Origin of the sequence: Sphingobacterium cellulitidis, from assembly GCF_043187465.1 — a bacterium.
GTDB classification, from domain to species: domain Bacteria; phylum Bacteroidota; class Bacteroidia; order Sphingobacteriales; family Sphingobacteriaceae; genus Sphingobacterium; species Sphingobacterium cellulitidis.
The window spans coordinates 2,638,035-2,659,741 of record NZ_CP171136.1 but is presented as its reverse complement, the minus strand read 5'-3'; the positions used below and the strand labels follow the sequence as shown (position 1 = coordinate 2,659,741).

At 35.2% G+C, this 21,707-nt stretch carries 18 protein-coding genes; 7 read left to right on the top strand and 11 right to left on the bottom strand.

The annotated features are described in order from the left end of the window. Positions 1-60: 60 nt before the first annotated feature. A complete protein-coding gene (locus tag ACF3OC_RS11815; protein WP_392469284.1) occupies positions 61-504 on the top strand; it encodes a putative quinol monooxygenase in 444 nt (147 codons plus the stop codon). A gap of 691 nt (positions 505-1,195) precedes the next feature. Here ACF3OC_RS11815 and ACF3OC_RS11810 read toward each other — a convergent pair. Then, positions 1,196-3,385 carry a glutamine synthetase III gene (locus tag ACF3OC_RS11810; RefSeq protein ID WP_094282230.1) on the bottom strand — a complete coding sequence of 730 codons (2,190 nt, stop codon included), beginning with the start codon at positions 3,383-3,385 and terminating at the stop codon, positions 1,196-1,198. A gap of 203 nt (positions 3,386-3,588) precedes the next feature. Then, on the bottom strand, positions 3,589-6,384 hold the full coding sequence (locus ACF3OC_RS11805) for a prolyl oligopeptidase family serine peptidase (protein ID WP_392469283.1): 2,796 nt from the start codon (positions 6,382-6,384) through the stop codon (positions 3,589-3,591). A gap of 99 nt (positions 6,385-6,483) precedes the next feature. On the opposite strand from ACF3OC_RS11805, the gene ACF3OC_RS11800 reads away from it, so the two are divergent. Further along, positions 6,484-7,218 carry an SIMPL domain-containing protein gene (locus ACF3OC_RS11800; RefSeq protein WP_094256740.1) on the top strand — a complete coding sequence of 245 codons (735 nt, stop codon included), beginning with the start codon at positions 6,484-6,486 and terminating at the stop codon, positions 7,216-7,218. 289 nt (positions 7,219-7,507) lie between these two features. On the opposite strand, the gene ACF3OC_RS11795 is transcribed toward ACF3OC_RS11800, so the two are convergent. The 7 genes from ACF3OC_RS11795 to ACF3OC_RS11765 all read right to left on the bottom strand — a co-directional run bounded on the left by ACF3OC_RS11795 (position 7,508) and on the right by ACF3OC_RS11765 (position 14,923). Continuing rightward, the gene (locus ACF3OC_RS11795; RefSeq protein WP_094282228.1) at positions 7,508-7,957 is read right to left on the bottom strand and encodes a PepSY-like domain-containing protein; all 450 of its coding nucleotides are present in this window, start codon (positions 7,955-7,957) and stop codon (positions 7,508-7,510) included. A gap of 32 nt (positions 7,958-7,989) precedes the next feature. After that, positions 7,990-8,433, bottom strand: coding sequence for a PepSY-like domain-containing protein (locus tag ACF3OC_RS11790; RefSeq protein ID WP_094256738.1), 444 nt, complete (start codon positions 8,431-8,433; stop codon positions 7,990-7,992). Between the two features lie 76 nt (positions 8,434-8,509). Then, a complete protein-coding gene (locus ACF3OC_RS11785) occupies positions 8,510-9,793 on the bottom strand; it encodes a sensor histidine kinase (protein WP_392469282.1) in 1,284 nt (427 codons plus the stop codon). After that, positions 9,793-10,464 carry a response regulator transcription factor gene (locus ACF3OC_RS11780; protein WP_392469281.1) on the bottom strand — a complete coding sequence of 224 codons (672 nt, stop codon included), beginning with the start codon at positions 10,462-10,464 and terminating at the stop codon, positions 9,793-9,795. Before ACF3OC_RS11780 ends, ACF3OC_RS11785 begins: the two co-directional genes overlap by 1 nt. A gap of 60 nt (positions 10,465-10,524) precedes the next feature. Next, positions 10,525-12,609, bottom strand: coding sequence for a TonB-dependent receptor (locus ACF3OC_RS11775; RefSeq protein ID WP_392469280.1), 2,085 nt, complete (start codon positions 12,607-12,609; stop codon positions 10,525-10,527). A gap of 37 nt (positions 12,610-12,646) precedes the next feature. Then, complete coding sequence (locus tag ACF3OC_RS11770) at positions 12,647-13,936, bottom strand: BamA/TamA family outer membrane protein (protein ID WP_392469279.1); 1,290 nt, start codon at positions 13,934-13,936, stop codon at positions 12,647-12,649. Between the two features lie 96 nt (positions 13,937-14,032). Then, a complete protein-coding gene (locus ACF3OC_RS11765) occupies positions 14,033-14,923 on the bottom strand; it encodes a 1-aminocyclopropane-1-carboxylate deaminase/D-cysteine desulfhydrase (protein ID WP_392469278.1) in 891 nt (296 codons plus the stop codon). A 65-nt stretch (positions 14,924-14,988) separates the two neighbouring features. Between ACF3OC_RS11765 and ACF3OC_RS11760 the strand changes: the two genes are divergently transcribed. Continuing rightward, positions 14,989-16,020 carry an RluA family pseudouridine synthase gene (locus ACF3OC_RS11760; protein WP_392469277.1) on the top strand — a complete coding sequence of 344 codons (1,032 nt, stop codon included), beginning with the start codon at positions 14,989-14,991 and terminating at the stop codon, positions 16,018-16,020. Positions 16,021-16,035: 15 nt separating this feature from the next. After that, complete coding sequence (locus ACF3OC_RS11755) at positions 16,036-16,893, top strand: aminotransferase class IV (RefSeq protein ID WP_392469276.1); 858 nt, start codon at positions 16,036-16,038, stop codon at positions 16,891-16,893. 128 nt (positions 16,894-17,021) lie between these two features. On the opposite strand, the gene ACF3OC_RS11750 is transcribed toward ACF3OC_RS11755, so the two are convergent. Next, positions 17,022-17,612 (bottom strand): YceI family protein, encoded by a 591-nt coding sequence (locus ACF3OC_RS11750; protein ID WP_392469275.1) that lies wholly within the window; start codon positions 17,610-17,612, stop codon positions 17,022-17,024. A gap of 355 nt (positions 17,613-17,967) precedes the next feature. Here ACF3OC_RS11750 and ACF3OC_RS11745 point away from each other — a divergent pair, with 355 nt between their 5' ends. Beyond that, positions 17,968-18,549, top strand: a complete 582-nt coding sequence (locus ACF3OC_RS11745; protein WP_392469274.1) for an ankyrin repeat domain-containing protein — start codon at positions 17,968-17,970, stop codon at positions 18,547-18,549. Between the two features lie 18 nt (positions 18,550-18,567). Here the strand turns inward: ACF3OC_RS11745 and ACF3OC_RS11740 are convergent, their stop codons facing one another. Beyond that, positions 18,568-19,191, bottom strand: coding sequence for a hypothetical protein (locus tag ACF3OC_RS11740; protein ID WP_392469273.1), 624 nt, complete (start codon positions 19,189-19,191; stop codon positions 18,568-18,570). A gap of 117 nt (positions 19,192-19,308) precedes the next feature. On the opposite strand from ACF3OC_RS11740, the gene ACF3OC_RS11735 reads away from it, so the two are divergent. Both ACF3OC_RS11735 and ACF3OC_RS11730 read left to right on the top strand, forming a co-directional pair. Continuing rightward, a complete protein-coding gene (locus ACF3OC_RS11735; protein WP_392469272.1) occupies positions 19,309-19,968 on the top strand; it encodes a suppressor of fused domain protein in 660 nt (219 codons plus the stop codon). 55 nt (positions 19,969-20,023) lie between these two features. Then, complete coding sequence (locus ACF3OC_RS11730) at positions 20,024-21,688, top strand: ABC1 kinase family protein (protein WP_392469271.1); 1,665 nt, start codon at positions 20,024-20,026, stop codon at positions 21,686-21,688. Positions 21,689-21,707 lie beyond the last annotated feature (19 nt).

The following is a 21,707-nucleotide window of genomic DNA, read 5'->3' as shown; positions in this document are numbered from 1 at the left end:
CAATTCTGATTAATTTTAGTTTGATATTATAATAGTTAATATGAAAAATTGAAGAGATTTATGAATTTGAGGATAATAATGGTTTTACTGGTGGTTTTTTCTTATGGAAAGCTGTTTTCCCAGGAAAAAACAGAGAAAAATATAGAAAAAGTCTCAAAACAGTTGGTTCGGATTGCTGAAATTGAAGTTTTGCCTGAGTATTGGGAGGAATACAAGGAAATTTTGCTTCAAGGAGCAAGGGAATCGGTGGAAAAAGAGGAGGGAGTGGTTTCCATTTTTCCGATGGAGATTGACTCCGGGTCTTATAAAATTCGGATTTTGGAAATTTACAAAAGTAAGGAAGCTTATGATCAGCATATTCAGTCGAACCATTTTCAATTTTATAAGACTACGACCTTGAAAATGATTAAAGACCTGAAATTAGTTGATATGAAATCCTTGGATTTGGATTTACAGAAGAAGATTTTTATTAAGGAGAATGGTGGAATGGTTAATGGGCAGTAAATACTGTAATAATGGTAACTGAAACCGTAAAATGTATAAAAATTGAGGGTTGGATATTGAGATATTTGGGATGTTAGTTATTGTTATTTTATAAATAGCATCTGTTGAGGGGAAAGGGAAATTCCCCTCTTTTTTTGGTGATTTGCTACAAACATGTCGCCCCTCTGGGGCTGTACGGTGGTAAATATTTTTTGCTACAGATATGTCACCCCTACGGGGTTTGAAAATGCATGGCGGAGATAAAAACTCCAGAGGAGTTTAATGTTAGTAATAGGATGTAATACGAAATAAGCCCCGACCGAATGCAATCGCTAAAGCGATTGCATTCGGTCGGGGCAATTCATTAATATTATCGGGTTACTAATATTGAACCCCTATGGGGTTCTTGAAAACGCTGACGGGTTTGTTGGTGAGGTTATGGACAAACATGCCGCCCAGATGGGGTTTGAAAATGCAGGGCGAAAAGCTTATCGGATAAATGAAACGATTGTAGGGGCGGATTGCATACGCCCTAAAAACTTGTCGCCCCGATGGGGCTGTACGATGGCAATTGTTATTTTCTACAAATATGTCACCCCTCTGGGGTTCTTTATACGCTGACGGGTTTGTTGGTGAGGTTATGAACAAATATTTGGAATATAAAAAGGGGTAATCAAAAAATTACCCCTGGAATATGTTTATTATTTTATTCTTAGTGAATAAAAAGTAATTCACGTAATTTAGGCAATGGCCATTTCGCGTCATCAACGATTTTTTCTAGTTTGTTGACGTGGTAGCGGATTTCGTCGAAGAATGGTTTTACAACTTCGTCGTATGCGATTGCTTTCTCGCGCATATCATCGATAGTGTTTGCTTTTTTACGTGCTTGACGCATTTCCTCAGATTTCTCCAGGATAAAGTTTACATGTTTCGAAATACGCTCCAGGTAGTTCAATTGAGAACTATACGCTTCTTTGTTTAAGCCTAAATCTTTTAATCCTCTAACATTTTCAATTAATTGATTTTGATAAACTAAACATGCAGGCGCAATCTGGCTAGTTACTACATCACCAATTACACGAGCCTCAATTTGAAGTTTTTTGAAGAAGTTCTCTAAAAGGATTTCATGTCTAGCTTCAGACTCACGTCTTGAGAAAATTCCTAAAGTTTCGAATAATTCCAAAGACTCAGGTTTTACATATACGTCAAGAGCCTTAGGAGTGGATTTAATGTTTGATAATCCTCTGTTTGCAGCTTCAATTTCCCATTCTTCGCTATAACCATTTCCTTCAAAACGGATAGCTTTGGAATCTTTGATGTATTTACGAACTACATTTAAGATAGCAAGATCCTTTTTCGTTCCTCTTTTAATCTGCTTGTCAACTTCATTTTTGAATTCAATAAGCTGTGTAGCAACGATTGCATTCAAGATTGTCATTGGCAGGGCAGAGTTTGCCGAAGAACCAACAGCGCGGAACTCAAATTTATTACCTGTAAAAGCGAAAGGCGAAGTACGGTTACGGTCGGTGTTATCCAATTTCAAATCAGGGATTTTAGGGATTCCGTGCCATAAGTTTGCATCTGCTTTAACTTTTTTAGCTACGCGAGCAGATTCAACTTCCTCAAGGATTTCGTCCAATTGAGAACCTAGGAAGATTGAGATAATTGCTGGAGGAGCCTCATTAGCACCTAGACGGTGGTCATTTGAATGACTAGCAATTGATGCTCTTAATAAATCTGCATGTTCATATACTGCTTTGATGGTATTGACGAAGAAGGTCAAGAACATCAAGTTGTTTTTTGGAGTTTTTCCAGGTGATAATAAGTTGACACCGGTATTTGTAATTAAAGACCAGTTATTATGTTTTCCGGAACCATTTACTCCACTATATGGTTTTTCATGTAATAAGACCTTAAAATTATGACGAATGGCAACTTGTTCCATTACGTTCATAAGCAATTGATTATGGTCGATTGCCAGGTTGATCTCTTCAAACATTGGAGCACATTCAAATTGCGAAGGAGCTACTTCGTTGTGACGAGTTTTCAAAGGAATACCTAATTTTAAGGCTTCGTTTTCAAGGTCAACCATGTAAGCTAATACGCGCTCAGGGATAGCACCGAAATAATGGTCTTCCAATTGTTGTCCTTTAGCTGACATATGTCCGAATAAGGTTCTACCCGTCAATTGTAAGTCAGGACGTGCATTATATAGGGCAAGGTCAACCAAGAAGTACTCTTGTTCGATACCCAAGGAAGCATTTACTTTCGTAACGGCTTTATCAAAATATTGAGCGACATCCGTAGCAGCTTTGTCAATTGCAGCGATAGCTTTTAACAAAGGAGCTTTATAGTCTAAAGATTCACCGGTGTATGAAACGAATACAGTAGGGATACATAAAGTCTTACCTGCGCCAGTTTCGAAGATGAAAGCAGGAGAAGAAGGATCCCACGCAGTGTAACCTCTAGCTTCGAAGGTATTCCGGATCCCCCCATTAGGGAAAGAAGAAGCATCTGGTTCTTGTTGCACTAATGCGTCGGCATTGAATTTTTCGATAGCACTACCATCGCTGTCCGGTTCAAAGAAGGCATCATGTTTTTCAGCTGTAGATCCAGTTAAAGGTTGAAACCAGTGGGTATAGTGCGAAGCACCATTTTCTAAAGCCCAAGTTTTCATTGCTTGTGCAATGAAGTCCGCTAATTCTCTGCTAATTTGTTTTCCTTCGTCGATTGAAGTTTTTAACTCACTAAAAGTTGACTTTGGAAGATAATCTCTCATTTTGGAGATGCTAAACACATTTTTGTTAAAAATGTGAATTGCGCGTTCTGAATTTACCTCAGTTGTTTCATTGAACATGTGTTTTGAGGCAGTTTCAACTGCGGATAGTCTGGAGTTTAACATGCTGTTAATATTATTATTTTAAGTTTTTTTGTTGATTACTGTGTGAATCGTTCTAATTTTTTATCAAAAGTATAGTAAAAATAAGTTAGTTGAGTAATTTTTTTGAAAAAAAAATTCAAAAACTGTCCGAATTTGATGTTTTTTAACAAAAACAGGTGGTAATTTCGGGAAATTACCACCTGTTTTGATAGAGTTTTGTAAAATTAGTCGACTTCAAGTCCCCAATCTATTCCTTTTTCGGTTGCTTTGACACCTTTTTTGATCCAATTTGCGGCAGGTTTACCTTTTAGGAAGTGGTCAAAAAACTGAGCTTCCCTAATTTGGATATCTTTTCGGTTTTGTCTTTGAATTAAATTGTGGTCATCACCATTATAATTCAACAACCATACAGGTTTATTTAATCTTCTCAATGCGGTAAAGAATTCAATTCCTTGGTACCATGGCACAGCACCATCATTGTCATTATGCATGATCGCCACTGGCGTGTTTACTTTATCCATAAAGAAGAGTGGAGAGTTTTCAATATATAAGTCTCTAGCTTCCCATAGGGGCTTACCTATACGGCTTTGGGTATTTTCATATTGAAATTGTCTGGACATTCCAGTTCCCCAGCGGATACCACCATAGGCAGAGGTCATGTTGACAACCGGAGCACCAGACCAAGCTGCAGCATACATGTTGGTACGCGTAATTAGGTGAGCGACTTGATATCCGCCCCAGCTTTGACCTTGAATTCCCATTTTCGTAGAGTCTACCCAGTTGTTATTTCTTGCGAGGTAATGCATTCCAGAGTTAATAAATTCTTCAGCTGATCTTCCTGGGTATCCAGTTTCATAGCGAATATCTGGAGCAAAAACAAGATAGCCATTGCTCACAAAATAAGGGATATTCAAGCGAGAGGGAGTAGGAGCAGGAGCTTGATAAGTATATAAGCCATCGGATAATGTTTCGTAAAAATATGCGATTATCGGATATTTTTTGTTAGGGTCGAAATCTTCAGGTTTATAAAGAATTCCTTCCGATTTATTTCCTTTTGGAGTTGTCCAATGCACTAATTCAGCAGTACCCCAGTTGAAGTTTGCTTGTTGCGGATTGATATCACTTAACCTAGTTTCATTTTTGAAATTTGCTAATAAATATAAGTCTGGAGAGTGTTGGTAATCTTCTTTAGTGTAAATGACCTTATTTAATTTCTCATCAGCGCTCAACATTCTATAGGTATGAGGTCCTGACCACATTTTGCTGATATCCTTTTTCCCTAATTTATAAAGTCCTTGGTTTTTATCAGTTTTATTGAAACCTGTTAAGAATATAGCCTTAGAATCATCTATTTGCGTGTAGTTGATTCTAGGATCTTCATTTTTAATGAGTTCTTCAATTCTATAGACCATTTGGTTTTTTCTACCTAGTCCATGACTTAGATTCGTTTTGGTTTTTCCATCCAAACTAAGTTTCCAGACATCATAACGATCATTGATATAGATAAATTTACCGTCTTTAGACCAACCAGCAATCCCATAAGGACCAGGAGCTGCCGGTACATCATTTTCTTCATCGACAAAGCTCACTTGTAAGCCATCATTCAGCTGATGGGTAGTTTCGGTAGCAATATTAAAACTATACCAATTTCCATTTCCACGGTTGAAGTAAACGATATAATCTCCGTTTGGAGCTAAAGAAGCATATCCAGAGTTTGATTTGGTAACTACTTTATTTTTACCAGAAATAGTAGAAATAGCATAGATATCTGTACGCATTCCACCTTCCCATTGGGTTTCAATTCGGTATTCTTTATCTGAAGTTGCCATAGCCCATTCATTATCCGCATTGCCAGTCAGCGTTATTCGGTTAAAAGTCTCATCAGATAATGGAATAATATTTCTATTTCCAGATAGATTTATCATTGCTGTATAATTTCTGGAAAGATCTCTTTTCAAATTTACCAGCTGCATAGGTTGCAGATAATCATCTTGCCAGTGCCAGATATCTACTTTAGCATGTTCAAATTCCACCAGCGTTGTGTCTTTCACCCTAGGAATTGGAGCCAGGCCGAAGAACAATCTTTTCCCGGATTTACTAAATGTTAATGCTCCGTCTCCTGATACAAACCAGTTTTGAGGAATTCCTTGCATATTCTTATCAGCGAGGATGGTCGCTGAGTCTTGTGATGCTGTGTAGTAATAGAGCTTAAAATCTTTTAGAAGTGACTTTTCAGGAGTTTTATCAGCTAAGAAGCTTAATTGTTTTGTAGCATCGTCAAAATGAATGTTCTTGTAATTTCCTTTTCCATTGCTGATTTTCTTTTTGGATTTATCTGCTAAATCCATAATAAAAAGTCCAGATTCATTTAAGCTGTCTTTTTCAGGACCTTTGATAGAATATACCAAGAATTTTCCATCATCACTCCATTCATAGGTGTCAGCCTTTAAGATATTGCTTGTATCCTTGGTGTTAAGATTTAATAACGTCAGGGTAGGTGTTGGCTTCTCTTTTTTTGAGCCATTTTTAGTTTTACTGCTATCTGAAGGGTTTGTAACTACAGTTTCATGTAGGAAAGCCACGTAGTCATTTCCATCTTTTGCAATTTTATATGATTTTACCTGAGCGAATTTTGTGCTTTGATTCTTGAGGATATCAAATACCAAAATCGAGTCCTTAGGCATTTCATCAGGTTTTTTCTTTTTAATTTTTGCTTGTCTAACATCTTGAAAAGGTGCTTTTATCAAACTTAGGAGATGTTTTTCATCTTTCGTTAATTTTAAATCTGCAGCTCTGGGGATTTGCAATAAAGTTTGATTATTCGAATTTTTCAGAAAAGCGAGACTATTGCCTTCTTGTGGAGTAACGCTATAATAGATAAGATTACCGGATTTACTGATTTCCGGTCTACTGATGCTATTCCAGGAGTCATAAACAGTGTGATCGATAGGTTTCTTTTGCGCATAAGTTAGGGAAGCAGCACATAAACCTAGGATAAATAAGCCAAATTTACGTTTCATATAATTTGATGTTTGGAATTTCAATAATACCCAAAATTTCCTAACTTAGGTTGGGATAAAGGATAACATTTTTAATATAATCACAACTATTCGGGACTTATGAAAAACAGCGGAATTATTATTAGCATAATTGCAGGGCTTTCAATCATTGTCTTTGCCTTGATTTTTGGGAATGCCTACAAGTACAAGTATAAGAATTCGAATACGATCAATGTGACTGGTAATGCGATGACCAACTTTGAATCTGATATTGTTAAATGGTCGGCATCCTTCAATCGTAAATCCATGGATTTAAGTGAGGCTTCAGAGCAATTGAAAAGGGATCGAGATATGGTCAAGGATTTTTTAGTTCGCCAAGGAATTAGTGAAAAGGAGATTTTATTCAATGCTGTTAATATCAATCGGGACTTCAACTATCATACAGATCAGAACGGAAATAGCTACAATACCTTTACGGGCTATAGCTTATCTCAAAATGTTTCCATTGAATCGAAGGATTTGGATAAGGTTGCAAATGCATCTCGTGAGATTTCGACCTTGATTTCCCAAGGAGTTGAGTTAAGTTCTAATTTGCCAAACTACTATTTTTCGGGTCTTGAGGATTTAAAATTGAAATTAATTTCTGAAGCATCACAAAATGCCAGAGTTAGGGCAGAGAATATAGCTAAGGAAGCAGGATCATCATTAGGAAGTCTTGTAAAAGCTGATTTAGGGATTTTCCAGATTACCGGACAGAATGAAAACGAAGAATATTCTTACGGTGGTGCCTTTAATGTGACTTCCAGAAAGAAAACTGCAAATATTACTGTGAAGACAAGTTATTTGTCGGAGTAGTATTTAGTATTTAGTATAGAGTATTTAGACTGATTGCATGCGGGAAAAGAGTATTGATGAGTAGTATTTAGTATTTAGTATAGAGTATTTAGACTGATTGCTTGCAGGAAAAGAGTATTGGGGAGTAGTATTTAGTATCTAGTATTTAGTATTTAGACTGATTGCATGTGGGAAAAGAGTATTGGGGAGTAGTATTAGACTGACTTCAGATAGGATATAACATAGAAAAAGGGAATTGATTTAATCAATTCCCTTTTTCTATGTTATATTTTTTGTTTAGATATCGTCTTTATGGATCGATTCTTACGAATTTACCGTCTTTATCGAATACCAGATCTAGTCCGTTGGTTAATTCAACATCGTAGCCGTGTTTTTCTTTTTCAATGCTATTGATTCCGGCGTTAGCATAGTTTTGTTTTACATAGGAATTAATAGATGCAGGGATCAAACTTTCTGGTAAGGAGGTGGTATCTGCTTTAGCATCGATATCCAACCATTCACCATTTTTATCAAATTTGATTTCAATTCCATTGTCTAACAATACATCATATTCTTTTCCTGATAGTCCTTCTTTTTCTTCAACAATTGAAAGAATTTTTACATTATTAAAATGTTGATTTAGAAATTGCGAAGCAGTACTTGGCAATTGATCTTCGGTTACCACAGTTTCTTTGTCGCATGACATTGTAAGAGTTGCAATTGAAAATAAGATAGTGAAAGCTAGAATTAATTTTTTCATGTTTATTAATATTATTTAGTGTGTTTATTTAATTAGTCATCGATTTTTACGAAGTCAGCATTCTTATTGAATTTCACTTCGATTCCGTTTGTCAATTCGACTTCGTATCCTTTTCTGTCTTTTTTGATTTGTACGATATTATTGTCAGGAAAGCTTTTTTGAACGTAAGTTTTAATTTTTGCAGGAACTATTTCTTGTGGTACAGCTGCTGTATTAGCATCTACTTCTGTCCAGTTTCCTTTGCTATCGAATTCAATTTCGATTCCACTTGCTAAAACTACCTTGTATTCAATAGGAGATAGGGTTTCCTTTTCAGATTTTGTTAATGCTACTTTATCTTTTGCGTAATGTTTTTGAATAAAGGATTGCGCTGGCTGCGGTAAATTCGCTACTTCAATTACTTTTTCTTGTCCGATTGCGTTGAACGATGATCCAGCAATCAATAATACCATTAATGTTTTTATTAGATTTTTCATATCGTTTAATTTTTTGTTTAATCAAATTTCTATGTCAAATCTGGAAAGAATTGGGAATGATGGGAGTTTTAAGGAGTTATTTTGATTTTTTTAATGAAAAATGTTGTTCAGCATTCAAATATTCATATCCAATTTGGAGATTAGGGTATTTTTCAAGGATAGTTTGAACGATGGAAAGTCCAAGGCCATTGGATTGGCTGTCTTGATTGCCTTTGTGGAAACGCTTAAATATATATTCGGGATTAAGGGCAGTTGTTTGACTGCTATTCGCAATGTCTAATAAGTTTTTATCAATAGTAATGGTAATATGTCCTGAGCTAGTGTTGTATTTGATGGCATTTCTTAACAGGTTTGATATTAGAATATGTGCTAAATCAAGATTTATTTGAGCAACGAATTGATCATTCTCAATTAGATTAATGGAAATTTCCTTGAATTGAATGAAGTCCTGTAGTTCCTCCAATTTTTTTTGGATAAGATCATTAAAATTCACCTCTGTTTTACTGTTATATTGATTATTATCAATTCTAGAAAGCATCAAGAGTGATTTATTAAGAGAAACCATTCTGTGTAATGCCTGCTTAGCTTCTGCTATTTTGATTGTTTTGTCTTCAGGAAGATCACCTTCTTGGAGAAGGAGGTCTAGTTTACCAATTGTAATGGCCAATGGAGTTTGAAGTTCATGGGATGCATTTTCCAAGAAAAGCTTTTGTTCTTCGAATAGTCCCTCATTTCTATCGATCATTTTTTTGATCTGGACATTTAGTTCCTGGAATTCTTTAACCTTTGTTTCCGTACTTTCAAATGATTTGGGATGGCCAAAGCGATAATTGCTCAGGTTATGAAGGATTGTTTGAAAGGGTTTCCAACCTTTACTCATACCGAAATAATTAATGATCAGGATGCTGAGAACAATTACAAGGTACAAAACTGCTAATGCTACAGCCAAATTAATCAAGTAATCATCTTCTTCGACAGTAGAAGTTCGAATTTCAAGGCTATAAGGTTTTCTATCTTTAGAATAGAATCCAGTTTTAAGAATTCTATAAGGTTCATCTTCATCATCATAGGGCATGTACATGAATTCCCTTGAGAAATGATTCTTGTCAATATCCTCTTTTGGTTCAGAGGGAAGAATCTTAAATTGGTTTATGCCATATTCTTTGTTGTTATCAATTATTTCAGGGTTATTATAAGCTTCACGTATGATTTCCAACTTTTGGTTTTTCAAGCCATCATCAATATTGTCATAGACCTCGTCCATGAGGAAAGCATAAAATAGCAAAGCCCAGATTGCCATAATGATCAAAATGGCAATTGCTAGGAACCTATTTGTATAATATTTAATTGATACTGACATTAAACTAATTTATATCCAACACCATAAACTGCTTGAATATCCATATTGGCATTGGATTCTTTTAATTTTTTTCGAATATTTTTTATTTGCGAGTAAATAAAGTCGAGATTATCGGCTTGGTCAGTATGATCACCCCAAACTGACTCCACCAAGCTCGTTTTTTCCAATAATCTATTTGGTCTCAAAAGAAAATAATAGAATAAATCGAATTCCTTTCTATTTAGTGAAATAGGTATGTTATCAACATAGACAATTCTACTGTCTGGGTTTAGGCTTACATTTTTATAAGAAACCAACTGTTCGCCTTCATTTGCATTTCGTCGAATGATAGATTTTATCCGGGCTAACAGTTCCGCGAGATGGAATGGTTTTGCAAGGTAGTCATCTGCGCCAATTTCTAGACCTAAGACTTTATCTTCAACCGAGTCTTTGGCAGAAAGAATCAAGACAGGTTGCTTTTTATGTTCATCCTTTAATGCCCTTAAGATATCCAAACCACTACCTCCTGGTAACATGATGTCGAGGAGAATGCAATCATATTCATAATTCATAACCTTTTCCAGAGCTGAATTATAGTCCATTGCAGATTCAATCAAGAAATTCTCTGATTTTAGAAATTCTTCGATAGTTTGCAATAGGTCTTTCTCGTCTTCTATAATTAATATCTTCATTCTAAGTATCATTACAAATAAATAATTGAATTCTGGAAAGAATCTGGAAAATACTTTAGGTTATAGAATTACCTTAGCTCCAGCATAGAAATTTCTAGTCGGAGCCGCATTGAAGTAACGATTTCCCATAGCATTGATGTCATTTCCGAGGCTATATTTTTCATTGAGAATATTATCAGCACCAGTAAAAAACTGTAATTTATATTTAGTGGATATCGGTGTCAACCAAGATATTTTTGCCTGTAAAACATTGTATTTAGAAGCAACTACTGTATTTGCATCATTTAATGGAATACTTGAAGTAAAGTTGTGTAAGATATTTAAATCTATGTTTTTAATAAATTTCAAGGATAATGTATTTGCCCATATCCAATTGGGAACAGAAGTAACTTTATTACCGTTGAAATTATTGTTTCCAATGACATAGTCTTTAAACTTATAATCTTGATAAGTGAGGTTGCTTGACAAAATCAAACCTTTTAAGAAATTGCCATTTTCATTTGAAATAATTTGAGTCAATATGGAAGCTTCGATTCCCTTTTGGTCAATTTTTCCGGCGTTTTGAAAGAATTCATTTCCGGCATCGTTTAATTGTCTAATAATACCATTATTCATTTGGTAATAGTAGGTGGCAATGTCAGCAATAAAGCGCCTGTCTTGACTTTCGAATCGTAGTCCAGCTTCGTAATTTGTACCTGTTTCAGGTTTTAGATCCTCATTTATTTTATTGTCTGAGGACCTTACTTCAGCGATAGTTGGAGTCGAATAACCTTTGGAAAGAGAAGCCCTAATTGAAAGATTATTTGTTGCAGCATAAGCAAGGCCTACTCTTGGCATCCAGGTATTATCAAAGTTGATTTTTCCTTGAGCCATATTTTCATCAGCTGCATTTCTAGTGAATTTTATATTGTTGAAATTTAGACCGATAGATGCTTCTGCTGAAAGTTTTTGATAAAGCTTAGTTTTGAATCTATAAAAGTAAAAATGTTGTAGATTTTCAAGGTTATCATCATCAGTTAAATCCCCCATTATTCCAAGTTTATTTTCATGGTTTTTGACATGATACCAGCCATTTTGGCCTTCAGCTCCTAATTGCATTTCCCATAAAAAGTCAGAGGTTTCAATATTTTCGTATGAAAAATAGGTTCGGAATCCCAGGTTATTTTCTTTTCTGATTTCATAATTGGTAATAAATGGGTTTTCGAGGTTGGTATGGCTTCCAAAAACAGAGGTTACATTTTTCAAATTCTTGGTGATTTGATACTCATTCGTGATTCCTCCGATAAAGGTTTTGTTGTAGATTCCAGCTTTTTGGTCCTTAGCACTTGGGAAGGGGCCACCCGCAGGTCTAAATTGGGTTGGGTCATCATCATACTGTTGTTGAGTCAGACCACCTGGGGTTTGATAGCCAATATCTGAGTAAAGTGCAAATACTTTAAGTTTTCCAAAGGAATTATATTTCCATTGATGTGCTGTTTGAAAAAAGAGCTTATCCATGGCTGTATGTTGCCTGTAGCCATCTGAGCGTAGGTAGGCTTGGTTAAAAGAGAAATTGTAATTCTCATTGACCTTATGATTTACCTGCAGTTGTTCATGGAATAATCCAAAAGAACCGCCTGACAGCATTAATGATTTTTGATTATCAATTTGTCCGAATCCTTCAGGAATGAATCTTATAACACCCGCAGAGTTAGGACCAAAGAGAGATCCATCAGGTCCTTTTATTATTTGAATACTATTTATTCCAATAGGGTCTAATAAATTCAGGTAGGTATTACCACTTGCATCGGTAAAAGGAATTTCATCTAAATAAATCTTGGTATTACGAACGCCAAAGGGAGAACGCAGCATACTTCCACGAAGTGCAAGTCTATAACTACCTGGAGATCTTTCTTCCATTCTCAATCCAGTGGTGGTATTAATGGCACTCAGGAAATTACTAGGTGATTGAGACTCTATCAGCTTTTTGGTAACTACTTTTGCGGAGCTGGTCAAGTCGAGCATAGCTTGCGCATTGAAATGAGCTTTGATTTCAATAGGCGCAATTTCATTAATAGAAGTATCCGTACTAGTGGACTGAGCATGAGCGGAAAAGTAAAAGAAAGTTAAAGAGCAGCTTAAAAAGCTAAAGATTTTAAAATACATGTAGGATGATATCTATAAAATATTAAATAATAATTGTTTAGAATGCTTCATTTAAACCTAAGAATAGTCCATGTTGACCAAATTTTCCAAAGGCATAGTCAATACAGAGATTGGTTCTTGTGGCTTTATTAAAGAGTAACCTTAAACCAGCACCAGCTGCAGGCTGCCAAGTTTGGAAGAGTTTAGTTCCCATTTGGTCATTTGCAGTTTGGACATTGGCAAAGACGACCCCACTCAGAAACTGGTTTCTAAGAATAGGGTATCTATATTCAATCTCTGAATAAAAGAAGGATGCACCTTTAAAATATCCCATGGTATATCCGCGACCACTTCGGGCATAGGTATCTTTTGCAGTTCCGGGCAAGTCAATATATGGGAGTTTTCCTGCGAGATTATATGATCCAAAATTCCAAAATGCTAAAACATGGTTTGGTCTATCCGTGGAGAGCTGCCAATATTTTCTAAAATCCGTTTGCAGTTGATAGGCATTATGCGTACTTCCTAACCAGGTTTGATTCATTCTAAGAACCATGTCGAAATAATAACCTTTGTAAGCGGAATTAGGATTATCGCGGGTCATGTACTGCATATTAAGCATAAGTCCATTGTTATTCACTCTGGTAGGGTCAAAGTCATTCCAACGGCTGTAAATTTCAACAGGAGCCATATTTTCTTGATTACCGACTGTAGTAAGTTGCCGTTTCAATTCAAAAAACACTCCCACACCGACAAAAGCACCTGGAAATAGTTGTTTATATATTCTTTCATTGATAGTATAAGCCATGTATTTGTTAACATAACGTTGTCTATCAGGGTTATTCAGTATTAATTCTTCCTCGGTTGGATTAGTCAAAGGTCCACCGATTCCAAGACCATAATCTAGACCAACTGCTTTGGCAACCATTGCTCCGCCTTTGATGTTCCACTTATTTCCGGGCGTATATATATCGTGAAGAAGGTATCCCACAATAATTCCTCTTGTGGTCGCACTTAATGCTGTTGCTGCAATGGACATTGTAGTATTAGGTTCATTTCCGAGGATTTTACCTCCAACAGCTTTAATACCAATTTGAGCACCTATTGATGGGTTGTAATTTATATTTGGGAGGTAGGAGATTGCAGATCTTTTTCCTGAAGGATTCTTTTTGTCTTTTTTAAAAGGGTTAATATCATTGAAAGCATCTACGATATCGTAAAGATGTGCTGTTGGCATAATGCTATCCCTTTGTTCTTTAGTGCTTACAGTATCTTGAATCTGTATTTGGAGCGCATAGGAAGGGATTTGAATTAAGGATATGATTACTAATATTAACAGCTTTAAGCGCATTTTATGTTTGTTATCGGTTGATTATGTGGTCAAAGACTTTCCATTTGGGGTAAAAATATTATTTATCTCTGATTACATATTAAGATTTATGTCATTTTAGCGGTTAAATTTATCCAAATGTCCAAGTAAGCCTGTTAGACCACCTGTATGAATAACCAATATCTTACTGTTCGGTTTGAAATAATCTTTTTCTAGAAGGTCGAATACAGCGTACATTAATTTGCCTGTATAGGTTGGTTCGATCATAATTCCCGTTGATTCAATAAATTGCTGGATAAATGAAATGAGTTCAGGAGTAGTTTTTGCATATCCAGAACAATGATAATCCAAATGCATTTTGATTTTTTGAGTATCTATTTCCCAGTTTGAAAATTCATCCAATAAATGATCAGCTCCTTTTAATACTGGGATACTATGGACCGTAGTTTTTAATTTTTTCTGCTGAATTCCTAGTTGAATTCCGGCTACTGTAGTTCCTGTACCTGAGGCTACAAAGATATGGTCGTATTCGTTTTTTAATTCATCAATAATTTCAGAACAGCCCAGTAAGCCAAGTTCAGATTTTCCACCTTCGTCAATAAAATAATCATTTTCACTGTTGTGATTTAAAACGAAAAGGCCATGTTTATTTTTATAGGATTCTCTATCTACAAATCTTAATTCCATTCCATATAAGCGACACATATCCAGGACAGGATTTCGAATTTCTTCACCACGTACATAAGCGATGGCATTGAAACCAAATTGGGCTGCTGCGGCTGCAGTAGCTAGGAGATGGTTGGACCAAGCGCCTCCAAAGGTTGCTAAATTTGTGATATTTTGTGATTTAGCATGTTCCAACTGATGTTTTAGTTTACGCCATTTGTTGCCTGAAATGAAGGGGTGAATTTTATCATCTCTTTTCATGAAAAGAGAGATTCCATTTTTCAAGAACCTTGGGTTTTGTATCTGTTCTTCAGGGCTGAAAATTTCGAATGGGAAATGCATGGCTGTAAAATTATGCTTTTTTCTTTGAGGAAAAGGAATGATTATAAAAATGCTATTTTTGCAGCATGACAGATCATCTTGAGAACGAGCAGGACGAGCAGGAGCTTTTTGAACATTTAAGGATAGTTGCTGATAAGGGGCAGGCCTTATTGCGTATTGATAAATTCTTGATGAATAGGGTAGAGAATACTTCTAGGAATCGAATTCAAAATGCGATAGACGCTGGCACGGTCAAGGTCAATGAAAAGGTGATCAAGGCCAGTTATAAGGTTAAACCCCTAGATGTCATTACGGTTGTTTTACCAGATCCACCTCGTGATACGGAGGTATATCCAGAGGATATTCCTCTAGAAATTGTTTATGAAGATGATGATGTTTTATTAGTTAATAAAGAGGCAGGTATGGTTGTTCATCCTGGATTCAATAATTATACAGGTACCTTAGTAAATGCTTTGACCTTCCATTTAAATCAATTACCTACATTACCTGGGAATACCGGTCGTCCGGGCTTGGTTCATCGCATTGATAAAGACACCTCGGGTTTATTAGTTATTGCAAAGAGTGAATGGGCGATGACCTTTTTGGCGAAGCAATTTTATGAACATAGCATTAGCAGAAAATATATAGCCTTGGCTTGGGGAGATATTGCAGAAGATGGGACTGTTTCGGGCTATATCGGTCGAAACTTGAAGGATAGACGAATCATGGATATGTATGAGGATGAGGAAAAGGGGAAATGGTCTGTCACCCACTATAAGGTTTTGGAGCGTTTAGGCTATGTTACTTTAATAGAATGTCAACTAGAAACAGGGCGTACTCATCAGATTCGTGCTCATATGAAGTCCATTGGACATCCTTTATTTAGTGATGAATCATATGGTGGTGATAAAATCCTTAAAGGGACGACATTTGCGAAGTACAAGCAATTTGTAGAGAATACTTTTAAAATACTACCACGTCAAGCCTTGCATGCCAGGAGTTTAGGATTTATTCATCCAAAAACAAAAGAATTTGTGCATTTTGAAGTACCAATTCCGGAAGATTTCCGTTTAGCATTAGAGAAATGGAGAAGTTATAGCTCAAATAATCAAAGTTAGATTCTTAAAAAATTTATGCCCACACATTTTATTAATAATAATGGTGCAATAGTACCTCAGGATACGGCAATTTTAGATGTAGATAGTCGTGCGTTTCGTTATGGAGATGGAATTTTTGAAACGATGTTATGGAGAGATGGAGATATTCGATTTTTAGATCTTCATTTGGAAAGATTGCATGATAGCATGGAGATGCTTCACTTTGATGATAAAGATCAATTTGATAGTTATTTTGTTCGTACCAAGGTAGAGGAGTTGTTGCGAAAGAACAATATGGTTGGACAACAGGCGCGCGTTCGATTGATTGTTTACCGTGAAGGAGGAGGTTTATATAGTCCTGAAACTAATAAAGCAGGTTATATTATTCAGGTAGATCGTAAACCAGAAACGTTAAGAGATAAAAAGACAGGGCTAATAATTGATATATATACAGAATACAAGAAGTCATATTCGGAATTATCAAAGATTAAATCAAACAATGCTTTAATTTATGTTATGGCAGGTTTATTTAAGAAAAAGAATGCCTTTGATGAGGTTTTGATTCTTAATCAATCGGGTAATTTATGTGAAGCCTTAGCGTCGAATATTTTTGTTTATTATGATAAGGTGTTGTATACACCGGCGATTTCAGAAGGTTGTATTGCTGGGGTTATGCGAAGAGTTGTGATGGATATGGCGCAGGAGCAAGGTATTGAAGTTGTGGAGGCCGAAATTAAGCCGGAAATTGTTAAAGTGGCAGATGAGATTTTTTGTACCAATGCTGTTGAAGGGATTCAATGGGTAATGGGGTATAAGCATAAGCGCTATTTCAATAAAATTTCCAGAATTTTTCAAGAAAGATTAATGACTTGGTCTTATGAAGTTGAGGAATAAGGATTGAAAAAATATTGGGATAACTAATAATAGTAGAAATGGGCGATAAATAATCGCCCATTTCTTTTTATAAATAGTTATTTGTGATTCTAAGCTAAATCAATACTGATTATTTATCCCCTTCGGAATTAGTTTTTCACTAATTCCACATTCACTGTAATTGCCACTTCAGTAGCTACGGCATCAATTCCAGCAGGAGTTTTATCTGCATATTTGATATTGTAGTCGAATCTGTTGATAGATGTTGTTGCTGTGAATCCAGCAAGAGTTTTTCCCCAAGGATCGATTATTGTTCCATTGTTTTGAGTGACATTAAAAGTCACTGGTTTTGTAACATCTTTAATAGTTAAATCACCTGTTAATTTGAATTTACCTTTTCCAGCTTTTTTAAGGGTAGCATTTTTAAGGCTCATTTTAGGAAATTTTTCAGCACTAAAGAAGTCATCACTTTTTAAGTGATTGTCCCTTGCTTCAATACGCGTATCGATGCTATTTACATCAATATCAAAATTGACAGTTGCGTTATCGAAGTTAACGGAGTCTTTTGAATCTACTTGACCTTCCAATTTGGTGAATTGACCATCAACAAAAGCGATTCCTAAGTGTTTAATTTCAAACCTTGCATTCGTATGAGCAGGGTCTACAGTCCATTTAGTTTGTGCAAATGCAATGTTGCACACAAGAACTAAAGAAGTTAATAAGCTTAATAGATTTTTCATTGTATGAGATTTTATTTTTCGTTTTCGTTTAATACTGCAAAAATTGGGATAAAATAATACATGGACATTGATCTATGATAATAAATGAAAATAGTTGAAAATTGTTTATTGGATTTATTGTGAGGCTATTTAGCTACAATAAAATATAGATTAACAAGAATTAAAATGTAATGGAAAAATTAAATATATTTATTGTGTTATTATGTATTGAAAACACTTTTAACTTGGATTAATATATTATTTAGGCTGATGGCTAATAATTGTATAAAATACGTTTTAACAGAAAGAATTATGATAATAAATTAATAAAGCTGTTAAATATTAACAGAGAAATCAACATAAATTAATAATGAAAATGGGACCAGAAATAGAGAGTGCAGTTAAGCGAGGTGACACCGTCTATTTGGATAAGAACCTCAATTTATCGAATATAAATGGGGTAAATGAGCAGTCGCAGAATTTATTAATGGTTACTACTTACCAGCATGATTATGCAATGGCGGCATTTTTAGTAAAGCGAGGTGCTGATCCGAATCAACAAGATGATTTATTAAATAGTCCATTTTTGTATGCGGGTTCTGCAGGGTATTTAGATTTAGTAAAGTTATACTTGGCATACGGCGCTCGATTTGATGTATTCAATCATGATAATGAGACTGCCTTAATCTCAGCTGCAGAGAATGGACATGTGGATGTAGTACGATTATTAGTTCATACAAAGAATTATCCAATTAATCATATCAATAAAAAAGGCTATACAGCATTAATAAAAGCCATAATATTTGGAGATGCTGGGAAAGATAATGTAGAAATCATCAATCTCCTCTTAAAGGGAGGTGCAGATAAGGATATCGTTGATCAAGACGGAAAAACTGCTATTGATTATGCAACACAAAAAGGTGCTTCTGAAATAATTGAAACCCTACAAATGTATTAATTAGAGAAAGAGAAGGTTTTAACAGTTTAGTTTCTTTAAAACCTTCTCAATTCTTTTTCTTTTGCTTTCTTTATCGATTTCATTTAATCGACTGCTTACAGTTTCTTGAAATGATTTACATGTAACTGAGGTTATTTTTGGAGCTAGTATTTCTGTATACATGGCCAATTGATTTGTTGGGCAATTTTTTAGTTGCTTTAATATCATCGGGAATATCAAATCTGCATATTCCTTTTCATCTAATAGAATTGAAAGAATTTCAATAAAATTATCCCTAGTGATCACTGAGTCCTGTCCTGTAGCTTGCTCTAATACTAATATATTTTTAAAAATCTGTTCGGCGTTTATTGGAGTTATTTTTTTTAAAGCGGTCATTGCTCCCCATTGCAGTCGGTTATTTTTGCTTTTTAAGGCATCAATAAAATCTTGAATAAAATCAGAAATGAGTTCTGGAGTATGTTCGGCCACTTCATATAATACCTTAATACTATCATTTTGGAAATCCTTACTTTTTCCTTTCAGGAGTAAAACCAAATCTTTGACAGCCTGACTGTCTTTGTTGTTTGAAATTAATTGTGCCAGTTCAATGTTTGGAGTTTCGTCTCTTCTACCTAAAAAGGAGGCTAGTTTTTCTTGTATCATGCTGATTAGGTTATCGATGTAATTTACTATTAAAATTGAATTGAGTATATTGATTTGAAAAAATTATTTATTGGAGTATGGCATAGTTTTCGGGGTAAACTATTAAAAAGAATTAATATGATTTCAAAAGAAGAATATATAGAAAAATATAATGAGGATACTGCGGTAGGTTGGTTATCCATTGATGAACAGCTGGATAGGGTTTATTCTGGGATAGAACCGAGGCATTATGGTCCATTATGTGGATTGCATTTTGCAGCTGGAGGTACAGATCCAATTGATGGGATAAGTGTGTATGATAATCAAGTTTCGCCTGCACATTTACATTTAGTTACTTATGGGATGAGTGAATTGTATTTCAATCCAGAGTCTGCCGGGAAAGAATTTAGCAAATGGGGTTTCGAGTTTACCTTTAGGTTAGTTCCTTACTCAGGTGATGAAGGAGATCCAGGTTGGGTTATGCAGGTATTCAATAATTTGGCTCGATATGTTTATCAAAGTGGTCGATGGTTTGAAGAGAATCAGTTTATTCCAGCGAAAGGTCCAATTCGATTAAATACTGAAACTGATATTGTAGGTTTTGCCACAACTTTAGATCCGCAGTTAGGAAGGATTTCAACTCCCCATGGGGAAGTTTCCTTTATTCAATTGGTAGGAATTACACAAAAGGAGTTGGATTATCTGATGAATGAAGCATCCACAGATAAGGTTGCTAAATTTATTGAAGAAATGAAGGAAAGTAATCCATTATTAGTTACAGATTTAAACAGAAAATAGAAATACAAAAATCCATTTGTTATTTGACTTGTTATTCTTTTGGAGATTCTAAAAAATGAAACACATTAATGGCTTTCAGAAAATAAAAAGAGTAGGACAGATCCTAAAAATTTTGTCGAAACATGGTTTTGATGAAGTGATTTCAAGGAGCAATTTAGATAGGATTTTACCAGATAGTTTTCTTTTTTGGAACAGTCATGCTCGGAAAGTATTTGAAGAGAATTTTAATGTTCGAGTTCGATTAGCGATAGAAGAATTAGGTCCTACATTTATAAAATTAGGGCAATTACTCAGTAATCGCCCCGACATTATTCCTAAGGATTTGCAGGAGGAGCTGGTTAAACTACAGGATGATGTAGCATTGGAGGATATTGATGTTCGGAAAAGGCTAGCAGAAGAGTTAGAGATTGACTTGGATAAGCATTTTATCAATATTGAAAGTAAACCGATAGCATCTGCTTCAATTGCGCAAGTGTATCGAGCTACTTTGCTGAATGGGAAAGAGGTTGTCATAAAAGCAAAGCGTGAAGAAATAGATGAAGTGATCCAAGCAGATCTGGACTTTATTAAAGATCTGGTGAGACTACTTCAAAGGAAGTATGAGGTTGTTTATAAAATGAACCTTTACCAGATCGTATTATCATTTGAGAGCTCCTTACTCAATGAATTGTCATTTACAAATGAGCTGAATAATATCGAGCGTTTCAGGAGAAATTTTTTAGAGAATAAAGATATTCATATTCCAAAAGTATATCGGAAATACAGCACAGATACCTTGATATGCATGGAGTATATTGATGGGGTTAAAGTAAATGATATCGAAGGAATAGAGGGCTATGGTTTATACGCCAAATCAGTGTTGCAAAATGTTCTAGACCTCTATTTGGAACAAGTCCTTATGCATGGCTTCTTTCATGCCGACCCCCATCCAGGGAATGTTTTTGTCAATAAGCATGGGCAAATAGTATTTATTGATTTTGGGGCCATGGGTTTTATGATTCCAGAGGATCGGAAGATAATTGAATCGATGGTTTTGGATTTCCTTGCCAATGATGCCAAGAGTTTAATCAAGAACATCAAAAGATTGGCTATTGTCCATCATATTGAGGATGAAAGGCGATTAGAGCGGGATGCCTATGAGATTTTTGAGATGATAAAGCAAAACGCTTTGGATGATATCGATATTTCAGTCATGTTGCAGAAGCTCAATTTAGTCCTACAGAGCAATCATATTCTATTACCCGATTTTGTTTATTTATTGTTGCGTGGGGTTTCTATTTTAGAAGGTACTGGACGGCAGTTAGATGCTGATTTAAATGTTCCAGAAAGTATAGAGCCATTTGCAAAGAAAATAGCTGCGCAGAAATTTTCTTCAGAATATATTATAAGTCAATTAAAGGAGAAAGCGAAGTTTGCAAAGGATGTATTGACAGAAGTTCCATTGGATTTACTGACGATATTAGAGAAGGTAAAGGATGATAAAATTACGGTCAACCATAAGATGCAGGATTTTGATAATCTTCAGTTAATCCTGCATCGTATGGGGAATAAATTTCTATTATCCATTTTGGCGATGACCTTTGGAGTTGGTGCCAGTATTTTGGCTCATGGTCGCGTAGGATACCTAATTTGGGGTATCCCAATTTTATCTTGGTTTGGTTTTATTATGAGTTTTATTCTTTGTTTTGCCTTACTTAGTCATTTGTATAAAAGTAAATAAATGTTTGTATTATGGTTGT